The 18,884-nt window shown below is 57.8% G+C and carries 13 protein-coding genes and 2 pseudogenes; 8 read left to right on the forward strand and 7 right to left on the reverse strand.

Features of this window, described 5'->3' with window-relative positions; all coding sequences use genetic code 11:
* Window positions 1-98 precede the first annotated feature (98 nt).
* Window positions 99-227: pseudogene (locus BOW53_RS13465) on the reverse strand (SPFH domain-containing protein); the annotation flags it as partial.
* Between the two features lie 260 nt (window positions 228-487).
* Here BOW53_RS13465 and BOW53_RS01480 point away from each other — a divergent pair.
* The 3 genes from BOW53_RS01480 (at window position 488) to BOW53_RS01490 (ending at window position 5,555) form a co-directional block, all read left to right on the forward strand.
* Window positions 488-1,528 (forward strand): efflux RND transporter periplasmic adaptor subunit, encoded by a 1,041-nt coding sequence (locus tag BOW53_RS01480; RefSeq protein WP_078485787.1) that lies wholly within the window; start codon window positions 488-490, stop codon window positions 1,526-1,528.
* Window positions 1,521-4,742, forward strand: coding sequence for an efflux RND transporter permease subunit (locus BOW53_RS01485; RefSeq protein ID WP_078485753.1), 3,222 nt, complete (start codon window positions 1,521-1,523; stop codon window positions 4,740-4,742). Before BOW53_RS01480 ends, BOW53_RS01485 begins: the two co-directional genes overlap by 8 nt.
* A gap of 300 nt (window positions 4,743-5,042) precedes the next feature.
* Window positions 5,043-5,555, forward strand: coding sequence for a C40 family peptidase (locus BOW53_RS01490; protein ID WP_078485754.1), 513 nt, complete (start codon window positions 5,043-5,045; stop codon window positions 5,553-5,555).
* On the opposite strand, the gene BOW53_RS01495 is transcribed toward BOW53_RS01490, so the two are convergent.
* Window positions 5,552-6,751 (reverse strand): TraB/GumN family protein, encoded by a 1,200-nt coding sequence (locus BOW53_RS01495; RefSeq protein ID WP_078485755.1) that lies wholly within the window; start codon window positions 6,749-6,751, stop codon window positions 5,552-5,554. The genes BOW53_RS01490 and BOW53_RS01495 overlap by 4 nt on opposite strands.
* A gap of 136 nt (window positions 6,752-6,887) precedes the next feature.
* Between BOW53_RS01495 and BOW53_RS01500 the strand changes: the two genes are divergently transcribed.
* From BOW53_RS01500 to BOW53_RS01510, 3 genes are read left to right on the forward strand one after another with little or no spacing between them, the layout of a single operon-like run.
* Entirely contained in the window at window positions 6,888-7,334 is a 447-nt protein-coding gene (locus tag BOW53_RS01500) for a hypothetical protein (protein ID WP_078485756.1), read from the forward strand.
* Between the two features lie 9 nt (window positions 7,335-7,343).
* Entirely contained in the window at window positions 7,344-8,447 is a 1,104-nt protein-coding gene (locus tag BOW53_RS01505; protein ID WP_078485757.1) for an AI-2E family transporter, read from the forward strand.
* Window positions 8,448-8,450: 3 nt separating this feature from the next.
* Entirely contained in the window at window positions 8,451-9,134 is a 684-nt protein-coding gene (locus BOW53_RS01510; protein ID WP_078485758.1) for a hypothetical protein, read from the forward strand.
* A gap of 7 nt (window positions 9,135-9,141) precedes the next feature.
* Here BOW53_RS01510 and BOW53_RS01515 read toward each other — a convergent pair whose 3' ends face one another.
* Window positions 9,142-11,106: a tetratricopeptide repeat-containing sulfotransferase family protein gene (locus BOW53_RS01515; protein ID WP_078485759.1), complete on the reverse strand. Its 1,965-nt coding sequence runs from the start codon at window positions 11,104-11,106 to the stop codon at window positions 9,142-9,144.
* 113 nt (window positions 11,107-11,219) lie between these two features.
* The gene (locus BOW53_RS01520) at window positions 11,220-15,077 is read right to left on the reverse strand and encodes a DUF3683 domain-containing protein (RefSeq protein ID WP_078485760.1); all 3,858 of its coding nucleotides are present in this window, start codon (window positions 15,075-15,077) and stop codon (window positions 11,220-11,222) included.
* A gap of 155 nt (window positions 15,078-15,232) precedes the next feature.
* On the opposite strand from BOW53_RS01520, the gene BOW53_RS01525 reads away from it, so the two are divergent.
* Window positions 15,233-15,682: a c-type cytochrome gene (locus tag BOW53_RS01525; protein WP_078485761.1), complete on the forward strand. Its 450-nt coding sequence runs from the start codon at window positions 15,233-15,235 to the stop codon at window positions 15,680-15,682.
* A gap of 48 nt (window positions 15,683-15,730) precedes the next feature.
* A pseudogene (locus BOW53_RS01530) lies at window positions 15,731-16,688 on the forward strand (2-hydroxyacid dehydrogenase).
* Window positions 16,689-16,746: 58 nt separating this feature from the next.
* On the opposite strand, the gene BOW53_RS01535 reads toward BOW53_RS01530, so the two are convergent.
* The 3 genes from BOW53_RS01535 to ppk2 form a co-directional block, all read right to left on the reverse strand.
* Window positions 16,747-17,079 carry a PilZ domain-containing protein gene (locus BOW53_RS01535; protein WP_078485762.1) on the reverse strand — a complete coding sequence of 111 codons (333 nt, stop codon included), beginning with the start codon at window positions 17,077-17,079 and terminating at the stop codon, window positions 16,747-16,749.
* Between the two features lie 61 nt (window positions 17,080-17,140).
* Entirely contained in the window at window positions 17,141-17,803 is a 663-nt protein-coding gene (locus BOW53_RS01540; RefSeq protein ID WP_078485763.1) for a methyltransferase family protein, read from the reverse strand.
* 21 nt (window positions 17,804-17,824) lie between these two features.
* Window positions 17,825-18,688, reverse strand: a complete 864-nt coding sequence (ppk2, locus tag BOW53_RS01545) for a polyphosphate kinase 2 (RefSeq protein ID WP_245831952.1) — start codon at window positions 18,686-18,688, stop codon at window positions 17,825-17,827.
* Window positions 18,689-18,884 lie beyond the last annotated feature (196 nt).

Genomic DNA, 18,884 nt, shown 5'->3' on the forward strand with positions numbered 1-18,884 from the left:
CCCTCTAGCGTGCTGCGCACACGACGGGCAAGCAGTGCGGCCTCACGGCTACCGGGGACTAACCGCCTCGGCTTTCAGCCTTCCATGGCGGTCAGCGGAAGACCTGGACGCAGTGTCTTGGTATAGCGGCCAAAGCGCTCAACTGTGTACTCCATACCCTGGGGAATCCGTTTTACACCGAGCACCACCACCGTCACAGCAAGCACAACGACTACAACAGCAAATATCTCCGTCCCTCTACTCCTGTATTGGACATTTATTATCAGGGCAGTATACCCCGTTCATTTTGCTACATTAACCACAACTGCCCACTCTCCATAACCGGGGGATTGGAACAGCCAATCCCCCGGGAGTTTTCTGACCCAGACGTAAAGGAACTATAGCAATAGGAATTTCAGGCAGATGCCTGCCTTATGCCTCATCTTGAAATGGCAATAAAAATATATTAAATTAGATTTTTATTATATTCCGATTTATGGGTACCGGCATGATAAGCCGAATCACATTTCTATTGACCCTTGGCCTCTCCATGGCAGCCCAGGCAGGCACCGCGCTTGAAACCGCCACCGCAGAGAACAGAGAGACCCCAAGGGAGTACCGCCTCGACGGTGTCGTCGAAGCAGTGAACCAATCCACCGTCTCAGCCCAGACCCAGGGGCAGATTGAAGAGATCCTGTTCGATATTGACGACTACGTGAAGCGCGGCACCCTGATCGTGCGTCTCAAGGACACTGAGCAACGCGCACGCCTGGCCCAGGCCGAAGCGGACTTGAATGCCGCATCGGCCCAGCTCAAGGAAGCGCGGAACGAACACGCCCGCATAGAGGGCATTTTTGAGAAAAAGCTGGTATCCCGGTCCGCCATGGACAAGGCCAACTCGGCCCTGAAATCCGCCCGTGCGCGCCATGACGCGGCCAAGGCAGGCCAGGAACAGGCCCGGGAGCAGTTCGAATATACCCGGGTTCGCGCCCCCTACTCCGGTATCGTGACACACCGCCACATTGAGATCGGCGAGATGGCAAACCCCGGCCAGAAGCTGATGAGCGGCATCTCTCTTGACCAGTTGCGGGTCAACGTGGACGTACCACAGAGCCTGACCCCTGCCATTCGAAAAATCGGCAAGGCCAGCGTCCAGCAACCTGGCAACGGTTATATCCCCGCCTCGAAGATCACCATCTTTCCGTACGCACACCATGGCAGCAACACCTTCAAGGTACGCCTGGACCTCCCCGAGGGGAGCCAGGACATGTTCCCTGGAATGTTCGTCAAAACCGCGTTCATCACAGGCACCCGCAAGCAACTGCTGGTTCCCGCCAGTGCCGTTGTCTACCGCAGCGAAGTCACCGGCGTCTATGTCGTAAGTAATGACGGCAGGATCTCGTTGCGCCATGTTCGGGCAGGCCATCCGACCGATGATGACCGGATCGCCATACTCTCGGGACTGAGCGAGGGGGAAAAGGTTGCCCTGGATCCCATCGCCGCCGGTGCACGCCTGAAATCCCAGGTAAAGGGAGCCTCCCATGAATAAACTGGGCATCGCCGGCAGGATTGCGGAACGCTTTCTCAGTACAGAGATTACGCCTCTGCTGGCACTGATTGGCCTGCTGATGGGCCTGTTTGCGATTATCGTCACCCCGCGTGAAGAAGAGCCGCAGATCAACGTGACCTTCGCCAACGTGTTCATCCCATTCCCCGGCGCCACCGCTTCCGAGATCGAGCACCTCCTCTCCACGCCCGCCGAGCAGGTGCTTTCGGAGATCGAGGGGATCAAGCATGTCTACTCCATCTCCCAGCCCGGCATGTCGGTACTGACCATCCAGTACGAAGTGGGCGAGGGCCGCACGGATGCCATCGTGCGCCTCTACAACAAGATCTTCTCCAACCAGGACTGGTTACCCAGAAACCTTGGCGTAGGCCAGCCCATCATCAAGCCCAAGGGCATCGACGATGTTCCCATCGTTACCGCCACCCTCTGGTCCGAAAATGAGGGTTTCGGTGCCTATGAATTGGGCCAGGTGGCCCATGCCATCGAATCCGAACTGAAGCGCGTCCCCGGGACCCGTGACATCTACACCATCGGAAAGCCCGAGCAGATCACCTCTGTACAGCTCGATCCCCAGGCCCTGGCAGGCTACGGCATCGACTTCCAGAGCCTGAGAATGGCCCTGCAGTCCGGCAACACCACCCGGGACAACATCCACCTGACCGCTGACAACAGCGAGATCCTGGTCCAGGCGGGCACCTTCCTGACCAGCGCCGAGGAGATCGGCGACCTGGTGGTGGGCAGCATCGATGGCCGCCCCGTGTTCCTGCGTGATGTGGCAACCATCTACCAGGGCACGGAACAGCCCGAGCAATATGTCTGGATCGGCGCTGGCCCAGAGAGTGGAGTAAAGGGCATCGATCTTACAGGCACCACACCCGCCGTCACCATTGCCGTCGCCAAAAAGCCCGGCACCAACGCGGTGGATATCGCTGATGCGGTAGTTAGCCGCTTCGAACAGCTCGAAGGCACCTTCATCCCTGACGGGGTGCAGGTAACCATCACCCGTAATTACGGCGAAACCGCCGACAGCAAGGCCAAGAAACTGATCAGCAAACTGGCGTTTGCCACGCTCTCGGTCGTACTTCTGGTCCTCATTGCCCTGGGCTGGAGAGAAGCCTTCATTGTTGGCGCTGCTGTCGTGGTCACCCTGGCGATCACGCTCTTCGCCTCCTGGGCCTGGGGATTCACCCTCAACCGGGTATCGCTGTTCGCCCTGATCTTCTCCATCGGCATCCTGGTGGACGACGCCATCGTTGTGGTCGAGAACATCCACCGCCACCTGGCCCTGGGGGCAAAGCACCTGCTGGAAGCGATTCCCAAGGCTGTGGACGAAGTGGGGGGACCAACCATCCTGGCCACCTTCACCGTGATCGCGGCCCTGCTGCCCATGGCCTTCGTTTCCGGCTTGATGGGGCCCTACATGAGCCCGATCCCCATCAATGCCAGCATGGGCATGTTCATCTCCCTGGCGGTCGCTTTCGTCTTCACGCCGTGGATGACCAACCGGGCCCTGGCCAACACCACACCCCACCTGGCTGCCCATGCCGAAGGTGAGAGTGACGACAGCGCCCTGTTCCGCTTCTTCAACCGGGTGATGAAACCTTTCCTGACCGGCCGATCCGGCCGCATCAACCGCTGGATTCTCCTGGCCACCATCCTGGTTCTGATCGCAGGATCAGTGAGCCTCATGGCCACCAAGTCAGTTGTTTTGAAGATGTTGCCCTTCGACAACAAGTCCGAGTTCCAGGTTGTGCTCGACATGCCCGAGGGCACAAGCCTCGAACAGACGGCCCGGGTGCTCAGCGAGATGGGCGACTACCTCTCGGGTGTACCCGAGGTAACGGACTACGAAGTCTACGCCGGTACAGCCGCCCCTATCAGTTTCAACGGCCTGGTAAGGCAGTACTACCTGCGCGAAGGCGCAAACCTCGGTGATATCCAGGTCAACCTGGTGGACAAAGCGGAGCGGGTGCGCAAGAGCCACGAAATCGCACTTGCCGTGCGCCCCCCCTTGCAGGCGATCGCCAACAAGTACGACGGCAACGCCAAGATCGTGGAAGTGCCCCCAGGCCCACCGGTGATGTCGCCCCTGGTTGCCGAGGTATACGGCATCGACTACGCAGGCCAGATTGCAGCCGCCAAGCGCCTGCGCGAGATATTCAATGGCACTGACGACATCATCGATGTGGATGACTCGGTGGAGTTCCCATCCAGCAAGGTGGTTCTGAAAGTGGACCGTGCCAAGGCAGCCCGGCTGGGTGTATCACAGAGCAACGTGGTACAGGCCCTCTCCACGGTACTCGAAGGGGAGGACACCAGTTTTCTGCATGGAGAAAACAGAAAATACCCGGTACCTATCCGCCTGGAGTATTCCGAGGCTGATAAGGTCGATCTGGAACAGGTCCTGGCCCTGAAAATACTCAGCCGGAGCGGTAACCTGGTACCGCTGTCGGAGATCGTCGAGCGCGTGGACAGCACAAGGGAACATGCCACCTACCACAAGGACATGCTTCCCGTGGTCTATGTCACTGGCGACATGGCAGGCGAGACCGACAGCCCGCTTTACGGCCTGTTCGACATCTCCGGCCAGCTCGAGAAGCAGGGAGAGATCGAGCAGTGGTTCCTCAGCCAGCCCGACAACCCCTATGTCTACAGCATGAAGTGGGACGGGGAGTGGCAGGTCACCTACGACACCTTCCGCGACATGGGCATCGCCTACTCCGTTGGCCTGGTGCTCATCTACCTGCTGGTGGTGGCACAGTTCCGCTCCTACCTGGTACCCCTGGTGATCATGGCGCCCATCCCCCTGACCGTGATCGGCATCCTGCCTGGCCACGCGCTGCTGGGCGCCCAGTTCACCGCAACCTCGATGATCGGCATGATCGCCCTCGCCGGCATCATTGTTCGCAACTCGATCCTGCTGGTGGATTTCATCAACCAGCAGGTACGTACCGGTGAACGATTCGAAACCGCGGTGATCCGCTCGGCTGCCGTGCGCTCCAAGCCCATTGCCCTGACAGCTCTTGCAGCCATGGCGGGGGCCTTCTTCATCCTGGATGACCCGATCTTCAGTGGACTGGCAGTCTCGCTGATCTTCGGCCTGTTCGTCTCGACGGTATTGACCCTGGTGGTGATCCCCGTGGTCTACTATGCCGCCATGCTGAACCGTGTCGACTTCATCAGGGCCAGCGATTAGCCTGCCGGACTATTAACCCGGCACTATGATGAAAGCCCCGCAGCAGCGGGGCTTTTTTGGTTCTTCGCAGATTTGCGGGAGCGTAAGTCAATAGCGTAGGAGCGCTGTCCTCAGCGCGATCAGGTATCAAATGCACAATCGCGCTGAGGACAGCGCTCCTACAATCATCATTCAATCTCCCGGAAACTGCGAAGGCCCTTTTTTTATTGCTACGTCTTATAATGTGTCGCAGGATACAGGCGAACAGGGTCGCGCCGACAAGCTCCAGGGAGGGATCGATTTCGGTTCTGGAGGCATTGAATGTTGCATGCAGCAATCAACCGGACAACCAGGCTGCTGGTAATTACCGGCCTGCTCTCTCTTTTACTTGGGTGCGTCACCACGCAACCCGTCACAACAACCGAACACTCGGCAGCCTCGGCTTGCCACACAAGCGACAACCCGAAACGGCAATTGGTCATCGATACCGCCATTGCCATGATCGGCAAACCATACCGCTATGGCGGCACATCGCCCGGACAAGGGTTCGACTGCAGCGGTCTTGTCCGCTTCAGCCACAACCAGGCAGGCATCCATGTACCTCGGACCGCTTCACAGCAGTTGAAGCACGCGAGGCGTATCCGCTATGAACAACTGGAGCCCAGAGATCTGCTCTTTTTCCGTATCGATGAGAAACCCAGCCACGTAACCATCTATCTCGGCGAAGGGGAATTCATACACGCCCCATCCAGCGGTGGACGGGTGCGTACCGAGCAACTTGCCCAGCCCTACTGGAATGACCGACTCTACGGGATCGGCAGTTACTTTTATTAATTGACCAAGCGTTCGAAGATCCGAAAGCCGGCCAGGTAGGTTCCCACCGCGGAACCCAAGGTACTGAACAGGAAAACCAGGAGCGTGCGTGATACACGGTTTTTCCACCACCCCTTGAGCTGGGTTGTGTCATGCCGCAATTCGCTGAAATCACCCACCCTGGGCTTGCGCAGAAAGATCTCCATCGCGGCGGTAACCATTCCCGCCCCAACAGTCGGATTCAGAGATGTAACGGGAGCCGCCAGAAATGCGGTAACCACCGTCAAGGGATGCGCCGCCGCTATCAATGCACCCAGGGCAGACAGGCTGCCGTTGATCAGTACCCAATCAATAACCAGCTGCCAGCCCAGGTCGGGGCTTCTCGAAAACCCTATTCCGAAGCCGAGCAATACCAGCCCCACGATGACCCAGGGAATCACCTTCGGCCAACGACTCGGCTTCGGCAGGCGATCGAGTTCCGTAATCTGTTCTACCGGCCGATCCAGCCCTTGCTCCAGGTAGGATTTGATACCCTTCAGATGACCCGCCCCGATAACCGCCAGCACGTTCTCATGTTCATGCTCGGCCACCTCCTGGAGCAGCCTCGCCGCCATGTAGCGATCCCGCTCATCGATGAGCGGTTCATAGAGGTCACGCCGATCCTCCGCAAACTCGGCAAAAGTGGTCTCCAGCATGTCACCCTCCTTGAGGGCTTCAATCTCCTCTTCGCTGACCTCATCCCTGGATATGACACTGGTCAGCAGGCCGCCAAACAGCCCGAACCTTTTCCACCAGCTAACGCTGTGCAGCACCCGCTTGAGGGTGACACCGATCTCCCGGTCGATCAGCAGCACAGGTTTATGGTGCTCTTGGGCATGGTCGATGGCGGCGCGCTGCTCTGCACCCGGCTCAATGCCGAACTGCTCCGCAAGACGCTGCTGATAGGCACCCAATGCGAGACTGGCTGCCACCATGCTGGCCTTGCCATCTTTCAGCACCTTGAACAGATCCATTCGCGCAAAGGCGTCGGGGTCGATTATTGCGTTATAGCGGCTGGGACAGAGCTCCACAGCCACGGCGTCGTAGCCACCTGACTGAAGCAGGGTCTCCACCATCTCGGCACTCGCCCGGGACACGTGCGCAGTACCCAGCAGAACGATGGTGCTGCTGCCTATCCTGACTTCCGCCAGCGGTTCCTGTTCCTGGTATTCACTCATACGTACTCTCCATGCCCGCGGAGACGATTCACCACGGGCAGACGCATCATAACAACTGCTTCACCCCAGAGACACTAGCTTGTAGAGGGAGAGTCGCTTAACATGCCTCTCAAATTGGTACAAAAAGGCGGAATTCGTGGTTACACACAAGACACAATTCACTTTTCTCCTGCTGCTCATGTTGACCCTAGCATACACAGGCTGCAGAAGCCTGGGTATTGACCTGGGCAAGATGTCAGAAACTGATGCAGAGAAAACGCTCACAAAGGCACTCCGGACCTACGGGGCAACCATACGCTGGGGGCTCATTGGCCAGGCTTACAACTTCCTTGAGCCTGAGCTGAAAGCGGTAACCAAAATCCCTGACAACCTCGACAATATCAAGGTCGCCCACTACCAGGTTCTCCAATCTCCCATAATGACCGGTGAGGGCGAGGCCAAAACCGCAACCCAGTCCGCCGTAATCCTCTACGTCTTCAAGGATCGCCAGGTTGAGCGCAAACTCCTCGACGAGCAGGCATGGAGATACATCCCTGAAGAGAAAATCTGGGTACGCACGAACCCCATTCCAGAGTTCAAGTAAATCCCCCACATGGACCATTCTGCACAAGGAAACCGTAGCGGGCTGATGCTCACCCTGGCCGCTTTCGTGATCGTAGTGGCCGGGATGCGCGAGGCCCAGGACATCCTTGTACCGTTTCTGCTCTCCGGGTTTATCGCCATTATTGCAGCGCCTGCCCTCTTTTTTCTCAAGGACCACAAAATCCCCACCGGCATTGCGCTGATTCTGGTTATCCTCAGCATCGTCGGTATCGGTGTACTATTGGGCGCCCTGGTAGGCAGTTCCGTGGATGATTTCTCGGCCCTGCTGCCGAGTTACCAGGAGAAACTAAAACTTCAAATCGGTGGCCTGCTCGAATGGCTCTCCGGTATGGGCATACCGGTTCCCGAGCCCACACTGTACAAGTACCTGGATCCGTCAAAAGCGATGCAGATGGCCGCCCAGGGACTGAGCAGCCTGGGAAGCCTGCTCACCAACACCTTCCTGATCCTGCTGACTGTCATCTTCATACTGCTGGAGGCATCCAGCTTCCCAACCAAGCTGCACCGCATTCTGCCCGACCCGGAAGACTCGTTCAGCCACTTCCAGCAGTTCGCCGAGAACATCAAACGTTACATGGCCATCAAGGGGGCCACCAGCCTGCTGACAGGTGTCGCTGTCTCCATCTGGCTCTGGGCCGTGGGCGTGGATTATCCCCTGCTGTGGGGCGTACTCGCCTTTTTCCTCAATTTCGTCCCCAACATCGGCTCTATCATCGCAGCCATACCTGCCGTGCTTCTGGCCCTGGTCCAACTGGGAAGCGGAGGAGCACTCTGGAGCCTGGCGGGCTTCGTGATCATCAACAATGTCGTCGGCAACATGATCGAACCCCGCTTCATGGGCAAGGGACTGGGCCTTTCCAGCCTGGTGGTTTTCCTCTCCCTGGTGTTTTGGGGCTGGGTTCTTGGCACCGTGGGCATGTTCCTGTCGGTCCCCTTGACCATGACCATCAAGATCGCCCTGGACAGCAGCGAAGAGACCCGCTGGCTGGCAGTACTGCTTGGCCCCGACATCAAGGACGAAGAAGGCGGAGACAGTATGTTAAAATGGCTGCCCGATAAAACCTCCGAAGAAAGCAACGGATCACAGCAGTAGCCTATGACTCTCCTATTCAGCACAAAGCCCGGACGACGGGAGCGCCACCTTCTGCGCAAGCGCAACAACCCCCTGTTTCAGGAAACCCAGCGACAGATCTCCACCGCTGACCTGCAGGAGGCCCAACGCCTGGACCACGAGGAACTGGCGGATTTCATAACGGAGTTTCGCAAGCTGGTCCACCAGGCCGTGTCCCTCCAGCCCAGTGAAGAGAGCGAAGTGGTCCTCAAGCTCAAGGAGAGCCTGGACAAGGCCTACGAGCAGGCCTGTGGTCTGGCGGACGATCAGACCGAAACCAAGGATGCAATTAAAAAGCTGGTGGCGGTGATCATGAATGCAGTGCGCTCAGGCGCCGAAAACGACCCGGTAGCCCTGGGCGAACTGCAGCAGGAGAGTACCGCACGGGATGCTCACTTTGAACTGCTCGAGCACCCCCTGATTGCAGACATCCTCTACCCGGAATCGGTCATCAGCGAGGAGGATCTCGTACCCACCCTGCTCTCCTCACCACCCGAGGAGTTCGCATCCGCACTGACCCTGTTCGATACGAACCAACTGCAACTGCTCATCGAGGGCGCAGAATCTTACCTGGGTGAACAGGCAGGATTGAGCGACGAAATTGCAAACTCCGCCTCCGAGCGTATCAGCGTAATGCGCTCACTGATGGACGATCTGCTCTCAGATTAAACTGCTTCTACTCCACGTCCAGGGCACGCATCAACGGCCCGAGATGGTTCTCGTAGTTCCGCCAGCGCTCCACGGACTTGGTATAGATCGGCTGGCGGGCCTGCCAGATACTGGCCGTCTTCACAACACGCTCTGTCTTGTGGAATTCAAGACAGGCATCTTCCCACTCAAGGCCCACGAAATCCACGAGCCTGCGACTCATCTCCTCCTGGTTTGCTACAAGCTCCTCGTAGTTTGAATCCAGCATGGGGTTGGGAAGCACCTGTCTCCAATGATCCATCAACCGCTGATACTGCTTGTAATAGAAGCCGAGGTTCTCAAGGTCATAGGCGTAGGGATGGTGGCCGCCGAAATCCTGGAAATAGATCGACAGGCAGGCATCCATCGGATTTCTCTGGCAGTGTATGATCTTCACATTGGGGAAGAGCAGGGCAATCAAACCGAGGTGCAGGAAGTTCCCAGGCATTTTATCGACCACCCTGAGAGCCGTTGCATCTTTCTCTGCCAGGTGGTCTAAGAAATCCGCTGCCAGTTCATCGGCCAACTCTCCACCTATCTGATCTAGACAGGAAGGATACGCCTCATCGCCACCTATCCTGGAACTGACATTGCGTTGAAGATTACCAAAATAATCCAACTCGCCAGCGCCGAAGACTTGGCTGTGACTTGCCAGAATCTGCTCTGTAAGTGTCGTACCGGAACGGGGGGTACCGACCACAAACACCGGGCGCTCTGAACAATTGCCAATCCCATTCCACTTCTCGAAGTACTCTGCGGAAAAGAATTCAATCATGTCAGTAATCAACTGTTCATAAGCTGGCTGATCAAAACTTGCATCCTTGAGGGCGTTACCATTGCCGTAATAACCAAAGGCCTTGTCGAATAACCCGGCTTTATCGCAAACCTCGCCGAGCGAGAATTGAATCCTCCTGGAGGTCTGGTCAGGTAAATCCGCTATCTCCAACATACTTTCTAACTGGGAAATAAGTTTTTCCGCGTCATTATTTCCCGAAATAGTCGACAAGCCGGCTAACGCATCTGTGAATGTCGGATCGATGCTAAGGACTTTATTGTAATAATCGGCAGCTTCTGAAAAACGCCCGAGACGGGAACATGCCCTGCCGAGCCCCAAATTCACGAGAACCTGGTCGCCTCCATGTTCAGCAGCTTTTTGAAAATACGTCATCGACTCATCAATGCGCCCTCTTTCCATCAACAGGTTTCCAAATATCATTTGGCAGCGGAAATCATTTGGCGCCTTCTTTTCAATCTCCCTTAGTGCCCTTTCGGCATCCTCAAATCTCCCCAATTCCATTCCGGAGACTGCGACATTGAAAAGAATACCCGTGTCATTCGGGGCAAGTTTCAACGCCTTGTGGTATTGCTCCATCGCCAACTCGGCATTTCCTGCCCGACTATAGGCGCTGCCCAGGTTTTTTACTGCCTGGACGAAACTTGGCTGCCTTTCAACTGCCACGGTCAGTTTTTCTATCGCTTCTTCGGTTCTGTCACACTCCAGCAACGCCAATCCCAGGTTGTTGTAGGCCGCCACGAAATCGGGATTCTTTGATATCTCCCGGTTGTAGAACGGTATCGCTTTTCCATGGAGTTTTCGTCCGCTCAAGGACATCCCGATACCGGAATTTGCGCTTGGCATCCCTGGCTGCAAATCGAGGGCTTTCCGAAATGCTTTCTCCGCCTCTTCGAACTCCCCCATTGTATTCATCAAGTTTCCGTAATTGAGCCACAGGTGGGAGTCGCGACGATTCAGGGCAAAGGCCTGCTCAAAAAATTGACGACTGTCTGGGTGATTGCCGGTCTGAAATGCTATGAGCGCGGAGAGGTGCAAGGCATGAAAATTCTTCGGATCACGCTTCAAAATGGACTTCAGCATCTGGTCAGCCTTGCCGACATTGCCGCTGCGCCACATCCTTTCGGCCTGTTGAATTTGAAACATTGCACTTTGATTCATCGCTATTCCATCACCAGCGGAAATTCACACACTCCGCCCCTTGTTCATACTCGATCGATATAACGCCACCTTAAGCGGCAGACCATCACTGTAGGCCAGGGTGCCTTATAAAATTACAACAACATCTGCTCTATCCCGCCCCTGGTAACCCGCTCCACGAAATCCTGCTGCCAGTTGATTCCGAAACGGTCGCGCACCAGCTCTTCGACGATGTAGCTCACCTCCAGGCCGGTGGCGTCCCTGTAGCGGTTCAGCCCCTGCTGGCAGGCCGGGCAGGACGTCAACATCTTCACCTCCCCAGCCGACACACTCTCCCTGCCGGTCACCTGGCTGATGCCACTGCGTAGCTCCTCCTCCTTGCGGAAACGAAGCTGGTTGGCGATATCCGGCCTTGAGGTACCGAGTGTGCCTGCCTCACCGCAGCAGCGGTCGGAGAGCAGCACGTCACTCTGTGTAAGCCGCGAGGCGACCTCCACCGGGTTGTGGTGCTTGATCGGGCTGTGGCAGGGGTCGTGGTAGAGGTACTTGCCCTTATCGCCATCACCAAGTTGCACGCCCTTCTCCATCAGGTACTCGTGAATATCCATCAGCCGACAGCCGGGAAAGATCTTCTCGAACTCGTACTTCAATAACTGGTCCATGCAGGTGCCGCATGAAACCACCACGGTCTTGATGTCCATGTAGTTGAGGGTATTGGCTACCCGGTGGAAGAGCACACGGTTCTCGGTGGTGATGCGATACCCCTTCTCGTAGTCTCCGGCTGCGTTCTGGGGATAGCCGCAGCAGAGATAACCCGGAGGCAAAACCACCTCGGCACCCAGGTCGTAGAGCATGGCAATGGAAGCCAGCCCGACGTCACTGAAGAGCCGTTCGGAGCCACAGCCGGGGAAATAGAAGACGGCGTCGCTATCGTCGCTTATCTTGGCCGGGTCGCGAAGGATCGGCACGGTGGTCCGGTCCTCGATACCCAGCAGGGCACGGGTGGTCTTCTTCGGCAATTCAACCCGAATGGGGCGGCGCACCAGTTCAACCACCTGGGCCTGCAGTTCCGGCTTGCCGGTGGTGCGGGCAGGGATGCGCTTGTTGCGCACCAGCAGCCCCGTCTTCTTGAACACTTCGTGGCCCAGGGTAAGCCCCTTGTAGCCCCACTCCAGCATGCTCTTACGCATGGCGCGGATGGTTCTCGGGTCGGTGGCGTTCAGGAAGGCCATTGCCGCCCAGGTGCCCGGGTTCTTGCGCTTGTGCCCCTGCTCGGAGAGGATCTTGCGCATACGCGTGGTCACGTCACCGAAGTCGATATTCACCGGGCAGGGCGTTTCGCACTTGTGGCAGACGGTGCAGTGATCCGAGACGTCGTTCATCTCTTCGAAATGGTGCAGGGAGATGCCTCGCCGGGTCTGTTCTTCGTAGAGAAAGGCCTCGATGATCAGGCCGGTACCCAGGATCTTGTTGCGAGGGGAATAGAGCAGGTTAGCTCGGGGCACGTGGGTCTGGCAGACCGGCTTGCACTTGCCGCAGCGCAGGCAGTGCTTCACATCGTCGTTGAGCTCACCCAACTCACTCGCCTCGAGAATGATCGCCTCCTGCTGAACCAGTCGCAGCGAGGGGGTGTAGGCCGTATCAAGGCCGGAGTCCGGCATCAGCTTGCCCCGGTTGAAAACGCTCTCCGGATCGACACGCCTCTTGTACTCCACGAACGCCTTGAGCTTCTCCTCTTCCAGGTACTGGATCTTGGTCAACCCGATGCCGTGCTCGCCGGAGATGACGCCATCCAGGGACTGGGCCAGTTCCATGATCTGGTCAACAACCCGGTCGGCCTCGTGGAGCATGGCATAGTTGTGTGAGTGGACAGGGATATTGGTGTGCACGTTGCCGTCGCCGGCGTGCATGTGCAGGGCAACGAAGAGACGACCGTCACGAATCTCGGCATGGATGGCATCCAGCCTGCTGCGCACAGGTTTCAGATCCTGTCCATCGAAGATCTCGTTCAGGCGGGTGGCGATCTCCTTGCGGTAGGAGTGCACCAGGTCCTGGCGCAACATCATGTCCAGCAGGCTGTCGCCGGGCTGCGCCTTGGGCTCCTCTTTCTCTCTTAGCAGGGTCACGTGATCCGCGACAGGTGCATCCAGGTTATCCAGGATCGTCTGCCAGCGTTCACGGGCTGTGTGAACCACCTCCCTGGCCGCATCCCGCTTCGCCTGCATGATGGCGGTGTTCTCTTCGGAGTCCTCGTACTCCTTGGCCTGGCGCAGCTCCGGCATGTCGCCCGCCAGGTAATCCAGCACCTCGTCCATGATCTGCAGCTTGTTGCTGATGGACTGCTCGATATTTATCCGCTCGATACCCCGGTTGTACTCCGCCAACCGCTCCAGGGGAATCACCACGTCCTCGTTGATCTTGAAGGCGTTGGTATGAGCCGAGATCGCTGCAGTACGGGCACGGTCCACCCAGAAGGTGCGGCGCGCCTCGGGGCTGACGGCAATAAATCCTTCCGCCTCCCTCGCATTGGCCAGCTTTACCACTGCAGAGGCAGCACTGCCCACAGCCAGTTCGTCGTCGGAGGCCAGGTCGGCGATCAGCACCATCTTCGGACGCTCCCGACGGGACGCCTTGGTGCTGTACTTCACCGCCTTGATATAGCGCTCGTCCAGGTGCTCGAGTCCGGACATCAGCACCCCTTCGCTCTGCTCGATGAAATCCTTGATCTCGACGATAGCGGGGACCGCCTTGGAGAGATCGGTGCCGAAAAACTCCAGGCAGACCGTACGCACATGCTTGGGCATCCGGTGGAGCACGAAGCGTGCGGATGTGATCAGGCCGTCGCACCCCTCCTTCTGCACTCCCGGCAAACCGGATAGAAACTTATCGGTGACATCCTTGCCAAGCCCCTGCTTGCGAAAGGCTGCGCCGGGCAGCTCCAGCAGTTCAGGCTCTCCAACTGGCGTAACACCATCCGCCTCGTAGCGGGAAATACGGAAGCTGACCAACTCCTGGTCGTGAATCTTTCCACGGTTGTGGTTGAGGCGCTCCACCTCCAGCCATTTTGCATCGGACATCACCATGCGCCAGGAGGCGAGGTTGTCCAGGGTGGTACCCCAGAGCACCGCTTTCTTGCCGCCGGCGTTCATGGCGATGTTGCCGCCGATGGTGGAGGCGTTCTGGGATGTAGGGTCAACGGCGAAAGCCAGACCATGCTCCGCCGCCAGGTCGGAGACCCGCTTGGTCACCACACCCGCGCCGGTAGGCACCGTGGGCACCTCACCCTCGACACCCGGCAGGGAGAGATACTCCACCTCCCCAAGCTGTTCCAGCTTCTCGGTGTTGATCACCGCACAGTGGGCATCCAGGGGAACAGCCGAACCGGTATAGCCGGTACCACCGCCACGGGGGATGATGGTCAGGCCGCACTCGATGCAGGTCTTGACGATGGAAACCACCTCTTCCTCGTGATCCGGACTGATCACCACGAAAGGCACTTCCACGCGCCAGTCGGTGGCATCGGTGGCGTGAGAGACCCGGGCCAGACCACCGAAATCAATATTGTCCCTGCGCGTGATTCGTGAGAGCTCACGGGTCACCCGCCGGCGCAGCTCGTTATTCTGCTCGAAGCAGGAAGCGAATTTCTCAACCGCCCCACGGGCCGCGTGAAGCAGATCGATGGCCTGCTGGTTGCCGTTGGTGCGCCCCTCGAACTGATCCAGTCGGTGGTGAAGCGCATCAACCAGCGCCTTGCGTCTGCCCTCGTCCGCCTGCAAATCATCCTGCAGGTAGGGATTGCGGGCAACCACCCACATGTCACCCAGCACCTCGAACAACATCCGAGCAGAACGACCAGTACGGCGGGTCCCCCTCAGCTCCTCGATGGTTTTCCACATCTGCTCACCGAGAAACCGTATGACGATTTCGCGGTCTGAGAAGGAGGTGTAGTTGTAGGGTATCTCGCGGATACGCTGGGCTTGTGTCGCGCTCATTACCGTCCGTTTCGCACCGAAACCAATTAAAAACGCCCGTGGGCAAGAACCCCGGGCTTGATGAAACAGGGATTTTATCCTAAACCGACCAAAAGCTGTATGACTTATGAACCAAAAACCACTAAAAATCAATAAATAAACCAAAGGAGCATGAGATGAGAGTATCAAATTTTGCGGTTGCTGCAATAGCACCCCTGGCTTTCGCCACACAAGTTGCAATTGCCGACAGTCACGGCAAGGCAGTGGAGTATCGCCAGGCGGTGATGACCACCTACGGCTGGAATTTCAAACCAATGGGCGCCATGGTAAACAACAAGGCGCCATACGATGCCGAAAAATTCAAACATCACGCAACGGACCTGGCTGCGGCCGCCCACCTCGACCTGCTCAGCGGCTTCCCGGAAGACTCGGAGCATGAAGAGAGCGACGTGAAGAGCGAGATCTGGCTGAACTGGGAAAACTTCGAGCAGAAGTATCGCAACTTCCAGGAGAAGGCGGCTGCACTCAACGCAGCCGCCGATAGCGCCGACCTGGACAAGATACGCCCCACCTTTGGCGCCACGGCCAAGACCTGCAAGGACTGCCACAAGGCGTTTCGCGAATAGAGCCGCCCCAGGGGTAGAATACGTTTTTTCACCTGATGGAATAGCCCAATGCCCAAAGCTGTATTTCTCGACCTGGACACCGTCAGCCGAGACGATATCGGCCTGTCGACCCTGAACGCCACGCCTTACGAGTGGCAGTATCACAACGCCACCGGGGCAGAAGAGGTCGGCAGCAGGATCGCAGGTGCGGAACTGGTGGTAAGCAACAAGGTAGTCCTCGACACAGCGGCACTGGAACAGTCTCCCGGTATCAGGCTGATCTGTATCGCCGCAACGGGCACCAACAACGTGGACCTGGCAAAGGCAGCCGAGTTGGGAATTGCCGTGACCAACGTGGCAGGCTACTCCACGCCGGCGGTGGTACAGCACGTCTTCGCCCTGATTCTCTCCCTCACCACCCGGCTGCAGGACTACCAGGCAGCCTTGCGTGGCGGCGCCTGGCAGCGTAGCGAGCAGTTCTGCCTGCTGGATTTTCCGATCAGGGATCTCCAGGGGAAGACCCTGGGAATCGTGGGCTATGGCGCCCTGGGCAGTGCCGTGGCCAAGGTGACCCAGGCATTCGGCATGGAGACCCTGATTGCCCAGCGACCGGGCGGCGAACCCACCGAGGGGCGCCTGCCGTTAACCGAGCTGCTGCCGCAGACGGACATCCTGAGTCTGCACTGCCCCCCTGACAGAGCACACACGGAACCTGGTCGGCGCACCGGAGCTCGCACTGATGAAACGCGACGCCCTGCTGATCAACACGGCGCGGGGAAGTATCGTGGATGAAGCTGCCCTGACAGAGGCACTCAGAGAGAGGCGACTGGGTGGCGCCGGTATCGATGTGCTGGCGGTGGAGCCGCCCAGGGACGGCAATCCGTTACTGGAGCCCGATGTGCCCAACCTGATCGTCACCCCCCACACCGCCTGGGCCAGTCGGGAGTCCCGCCAACGCCTGGTGGACGAGGTGGCGAAAAATATCGAAACCTTTCTCTTGGGAGAGGAGCGCAACAGGGTAGTTTAGTGCATGGATATTCCATAGGACCCAGCGCCAGCGCCTGAAACAATGTCCAGGCTGGAGATCAGGAGAAGTAGCTGGCCGCTTCCTCTTCAGTAAGCAGCTTCTCGATGGTGCAGGCGATTGAAAACGCCATCTCGCTGCCCTCTTCAAGAGGGGCGCAACGCACAACGTTGAGCAACGCATGAAACGGTGGCGTGATATCGGTGCCCGGCGGTATTTCAATCGCCATACTGTCAGCCGAGGCCATGGCCTCGTTGGCCCAGAGCAGAACCCCTGTTGCACTGAGATCCTTCACCCTGGCCTCTCTCGTCGCATCTTCGCCCTGCACCTTCAGCCGGGCAGAACCTTCAACTTCCATACGATAAAAATCACGCTTGTTCAGATATTCCAGCATTTTCGCTGCTCCAGGAGTCAGGTGTTGTACCAGGGCCTGATTACACTATGCATCGGTCGTACTAGCCGTTTCTTGAGTCATGCTCCAACCGGTCGGCCTGCTCCCGGGAAAGATAACGCCAGGGCAGTGGCATCAGGCCAGGGACGCGATCCATGTAACGGCGATAGATATCACCATGATAGGCGATCAGTTTCCGCTCTTCGAGGCGGGAGCCGAGAATGAAATAGAGGGTAGCCATGACTGCTGTTGCCAGGAACTCCTGGTTCATGTCCCGGGTCCAGATCAGCACCAAGCCCAGGCTATACCAGGGGTGCCTGACATAACGGTGCAGGGGGGATATATGGAAGTTCTCCTGGTCCTCCACGCACCGCTCACGCTCACGCCATTGGCGCAGCCCAAGGAACTCGCCTCCATCGTAATAACGCAGTGACAGGGCGAATCCGAAAACGGCCACCAGGGCCAAACCGTTGACCAACCACCAGCCAATCCCCGTCCACTGCCAGAGATAAGGTCCCGTTGCACTGAATATGAGATAGAGAGGCGGGATCAGCAGGATCAAGGCCAGCCCGTTGAAACCCAGGCGATAGGCAGGCATCAGCGTCGGCCAGCGCGCTGCGAACCACCGCTTCACAGCCAGTGAAGCAAGAATGGAGTGAATCACAAAATAGAGAAGCCAGACCCCGACCAGGATCAGGATCAGGATCCGGCTTTCAATACCGAACATGAGTTCGCGCTCCAGCGTGACTCAGCCCTGGAACTTGCCGCTTCTCAGACGCTGGGCCTCCATGGTTTCCAACTCGCGGGAACCGGAGACCACCACTTCAGGATCGGGCACAAAGTCCAGTTCCGGGTTGAGCCGCTCGTAGGGTACGGAGTTGAGAATCACCTTCATGACATTCAGCCTGGCTTGGTGCTTGTCGTTGGAGCGGATCATGGTCCAGGGCGCGTGAGTGGAGTGGGTCTTCTTCAGCATCTCGTACTTCACGTTGGTGAAATCGTCCCAGCGCTCCTGGGCCTGCACGTCCACCTCGCTCAGTTTCCACTGGCGCAGCGGGTCGTTCTTGCGGCGTTCGAACCGGCGATTCTGCTCCTCCTTGGTCACACTGAAATAGAGCTTGATCAGGATGGTGCCCTGGCGAACCAGGTCCTTCTCGAAACCGGTTACGCCGCGCATGAAGTTGCGGTACTCCTGGTCGGAACAGAAACCGAACACCGGCTCCACCATGGCGCGGTTGTACCAGCTGCGGTCGAACAGCACCACCTCACCTCCGCGGGGAAGCTGGCTGACATACTTCTGGAAGAACCACTGGGTACGCTGATCCTCTGTGGGTTTTCCGAGCGCCACCACGCGGTAGTGTTTTTCATTCATGTACCGAGTGACACGGCGGATGGTGCCGCCCTTGCCAGCAGCATCACGCCCTTCGAAAAGGATCACCATCTTGCTGCCGGTTGACTCGAGATACTGCTGCATCCGGATCAACTCCGCCTGGTAAGGCTTGAGCTCCTCTTCCCGGCGGTAGCGCCTGACCGCCTTGCAGTTGTCTTTCTTGAGCTGGGCATTCTGGTCCTGAAGCGCCTGGAAGGCAGCCATCATCTCATCCACGCTCATGTTTTCCCCGTTCAGCTCAAAGGCGTCACCAGCCGCCTCTTGGGCTTCATCCGCAACAGTTCCAAGGGTTTCGACATTTTGTCCGTCAGTCATTCCAGCCACCTTCTTAATCTAAACCGCGACTCTTCGAAAAGAGCCAGCGAACATCAACAAATCCCATTAATGTTACTCCCATATCGGAGCACCTGCATTGACG

It is taken from the genome of Solemya velesiana gill symbiont (genome assembly GCF_002020805.1).
Lineage (GTDB): Bacteria > Pseudomonadota > Gammaproteobacteria > Chromatiales > Chromatiaceae > Sedimenticola_A.

Coding starts and splice junctions, on each gene's coding strand:
- BOW53_RS01495 (WP_078485755.1), bottom strand. CDS start 6,751: ATGAGTGAATACCAGGAACAGGAACCGCTGGCGGAAGTCAGGATAGGC.
- BOW53_RS01540 (WP_078485763.1), bottom strand. CDS start 17,803: ATGTTCGGTATTGAAAGCCGGATCCTGATCCTGATCCTGGTCGGGGTC.
- BOW53_RS01480 (WP_078485787.1), top strand. CDS start 488: ATGATAAGCCGAATCACATTTCTATTGACCCTTGGCCTCTCCATGGCA.
- BOW53_RS01510 (WP_078485758.1), top strand. CDS start 8,451: ATGACTCTCCTATTCAGCACAAAGCCCGGACGACGGGAGCGCCACCTT.
- BOW53_RS01525 (WP_078485761.1), top strand. CDS start 15,233: ATGAGAGTATCAAATTTTGCGGTTGCTGCAATAGCACCCCTGGCTTTC.
- BOW53_RS01490 (WP_078485754.1), top strand. CDS start 5,043: ATGTTGCATGCAGCAATCAACCGGACAACCAGGCTGCTGGTAATTACC.
- BOW53_RS01505 (WP_078485757.1), top strand. CDS start 7,344: ATGGACCATTCTGCACAAGGAAACCGTAGCGGGCTGATGCTCACCCTG.
- BOW53_RS01520 (WP_078485760.1), bottom strand. CDS start 15,077: ATGAGCGCGACACAAGCCCAGCGTATCCGCGAGATACCCTACAACTAC.
- BOW53_RS01515 (WP_078485759.1), bottom strand. CDS start 11,106: ATGAATCAAAGTGCAATGTTTCAAATTCAACAGGCCGAAAGGATGTGG.
- ppk2 (WP_245831952.1), bottom strand. CDS start 18,688: ATGAGCGTGGATGAGATGATGGCTGCCTTCCAGGCGCTTCAGGACCAG.
- BOW53_RS01535 (WP_078485762.1), bottom strand. CDS start 17,079: ATGCTGGAATATCTGAACAAGCGTGATTTTTATCGTATGGAAGTTGAA.
- BOW53_RS01485 (WP_078485753.1), top strand. CDS start 1,521: ATGAATAAACTGGGCATCGCCGGCAGGATTGCGGAACGCTTTCTCAGT.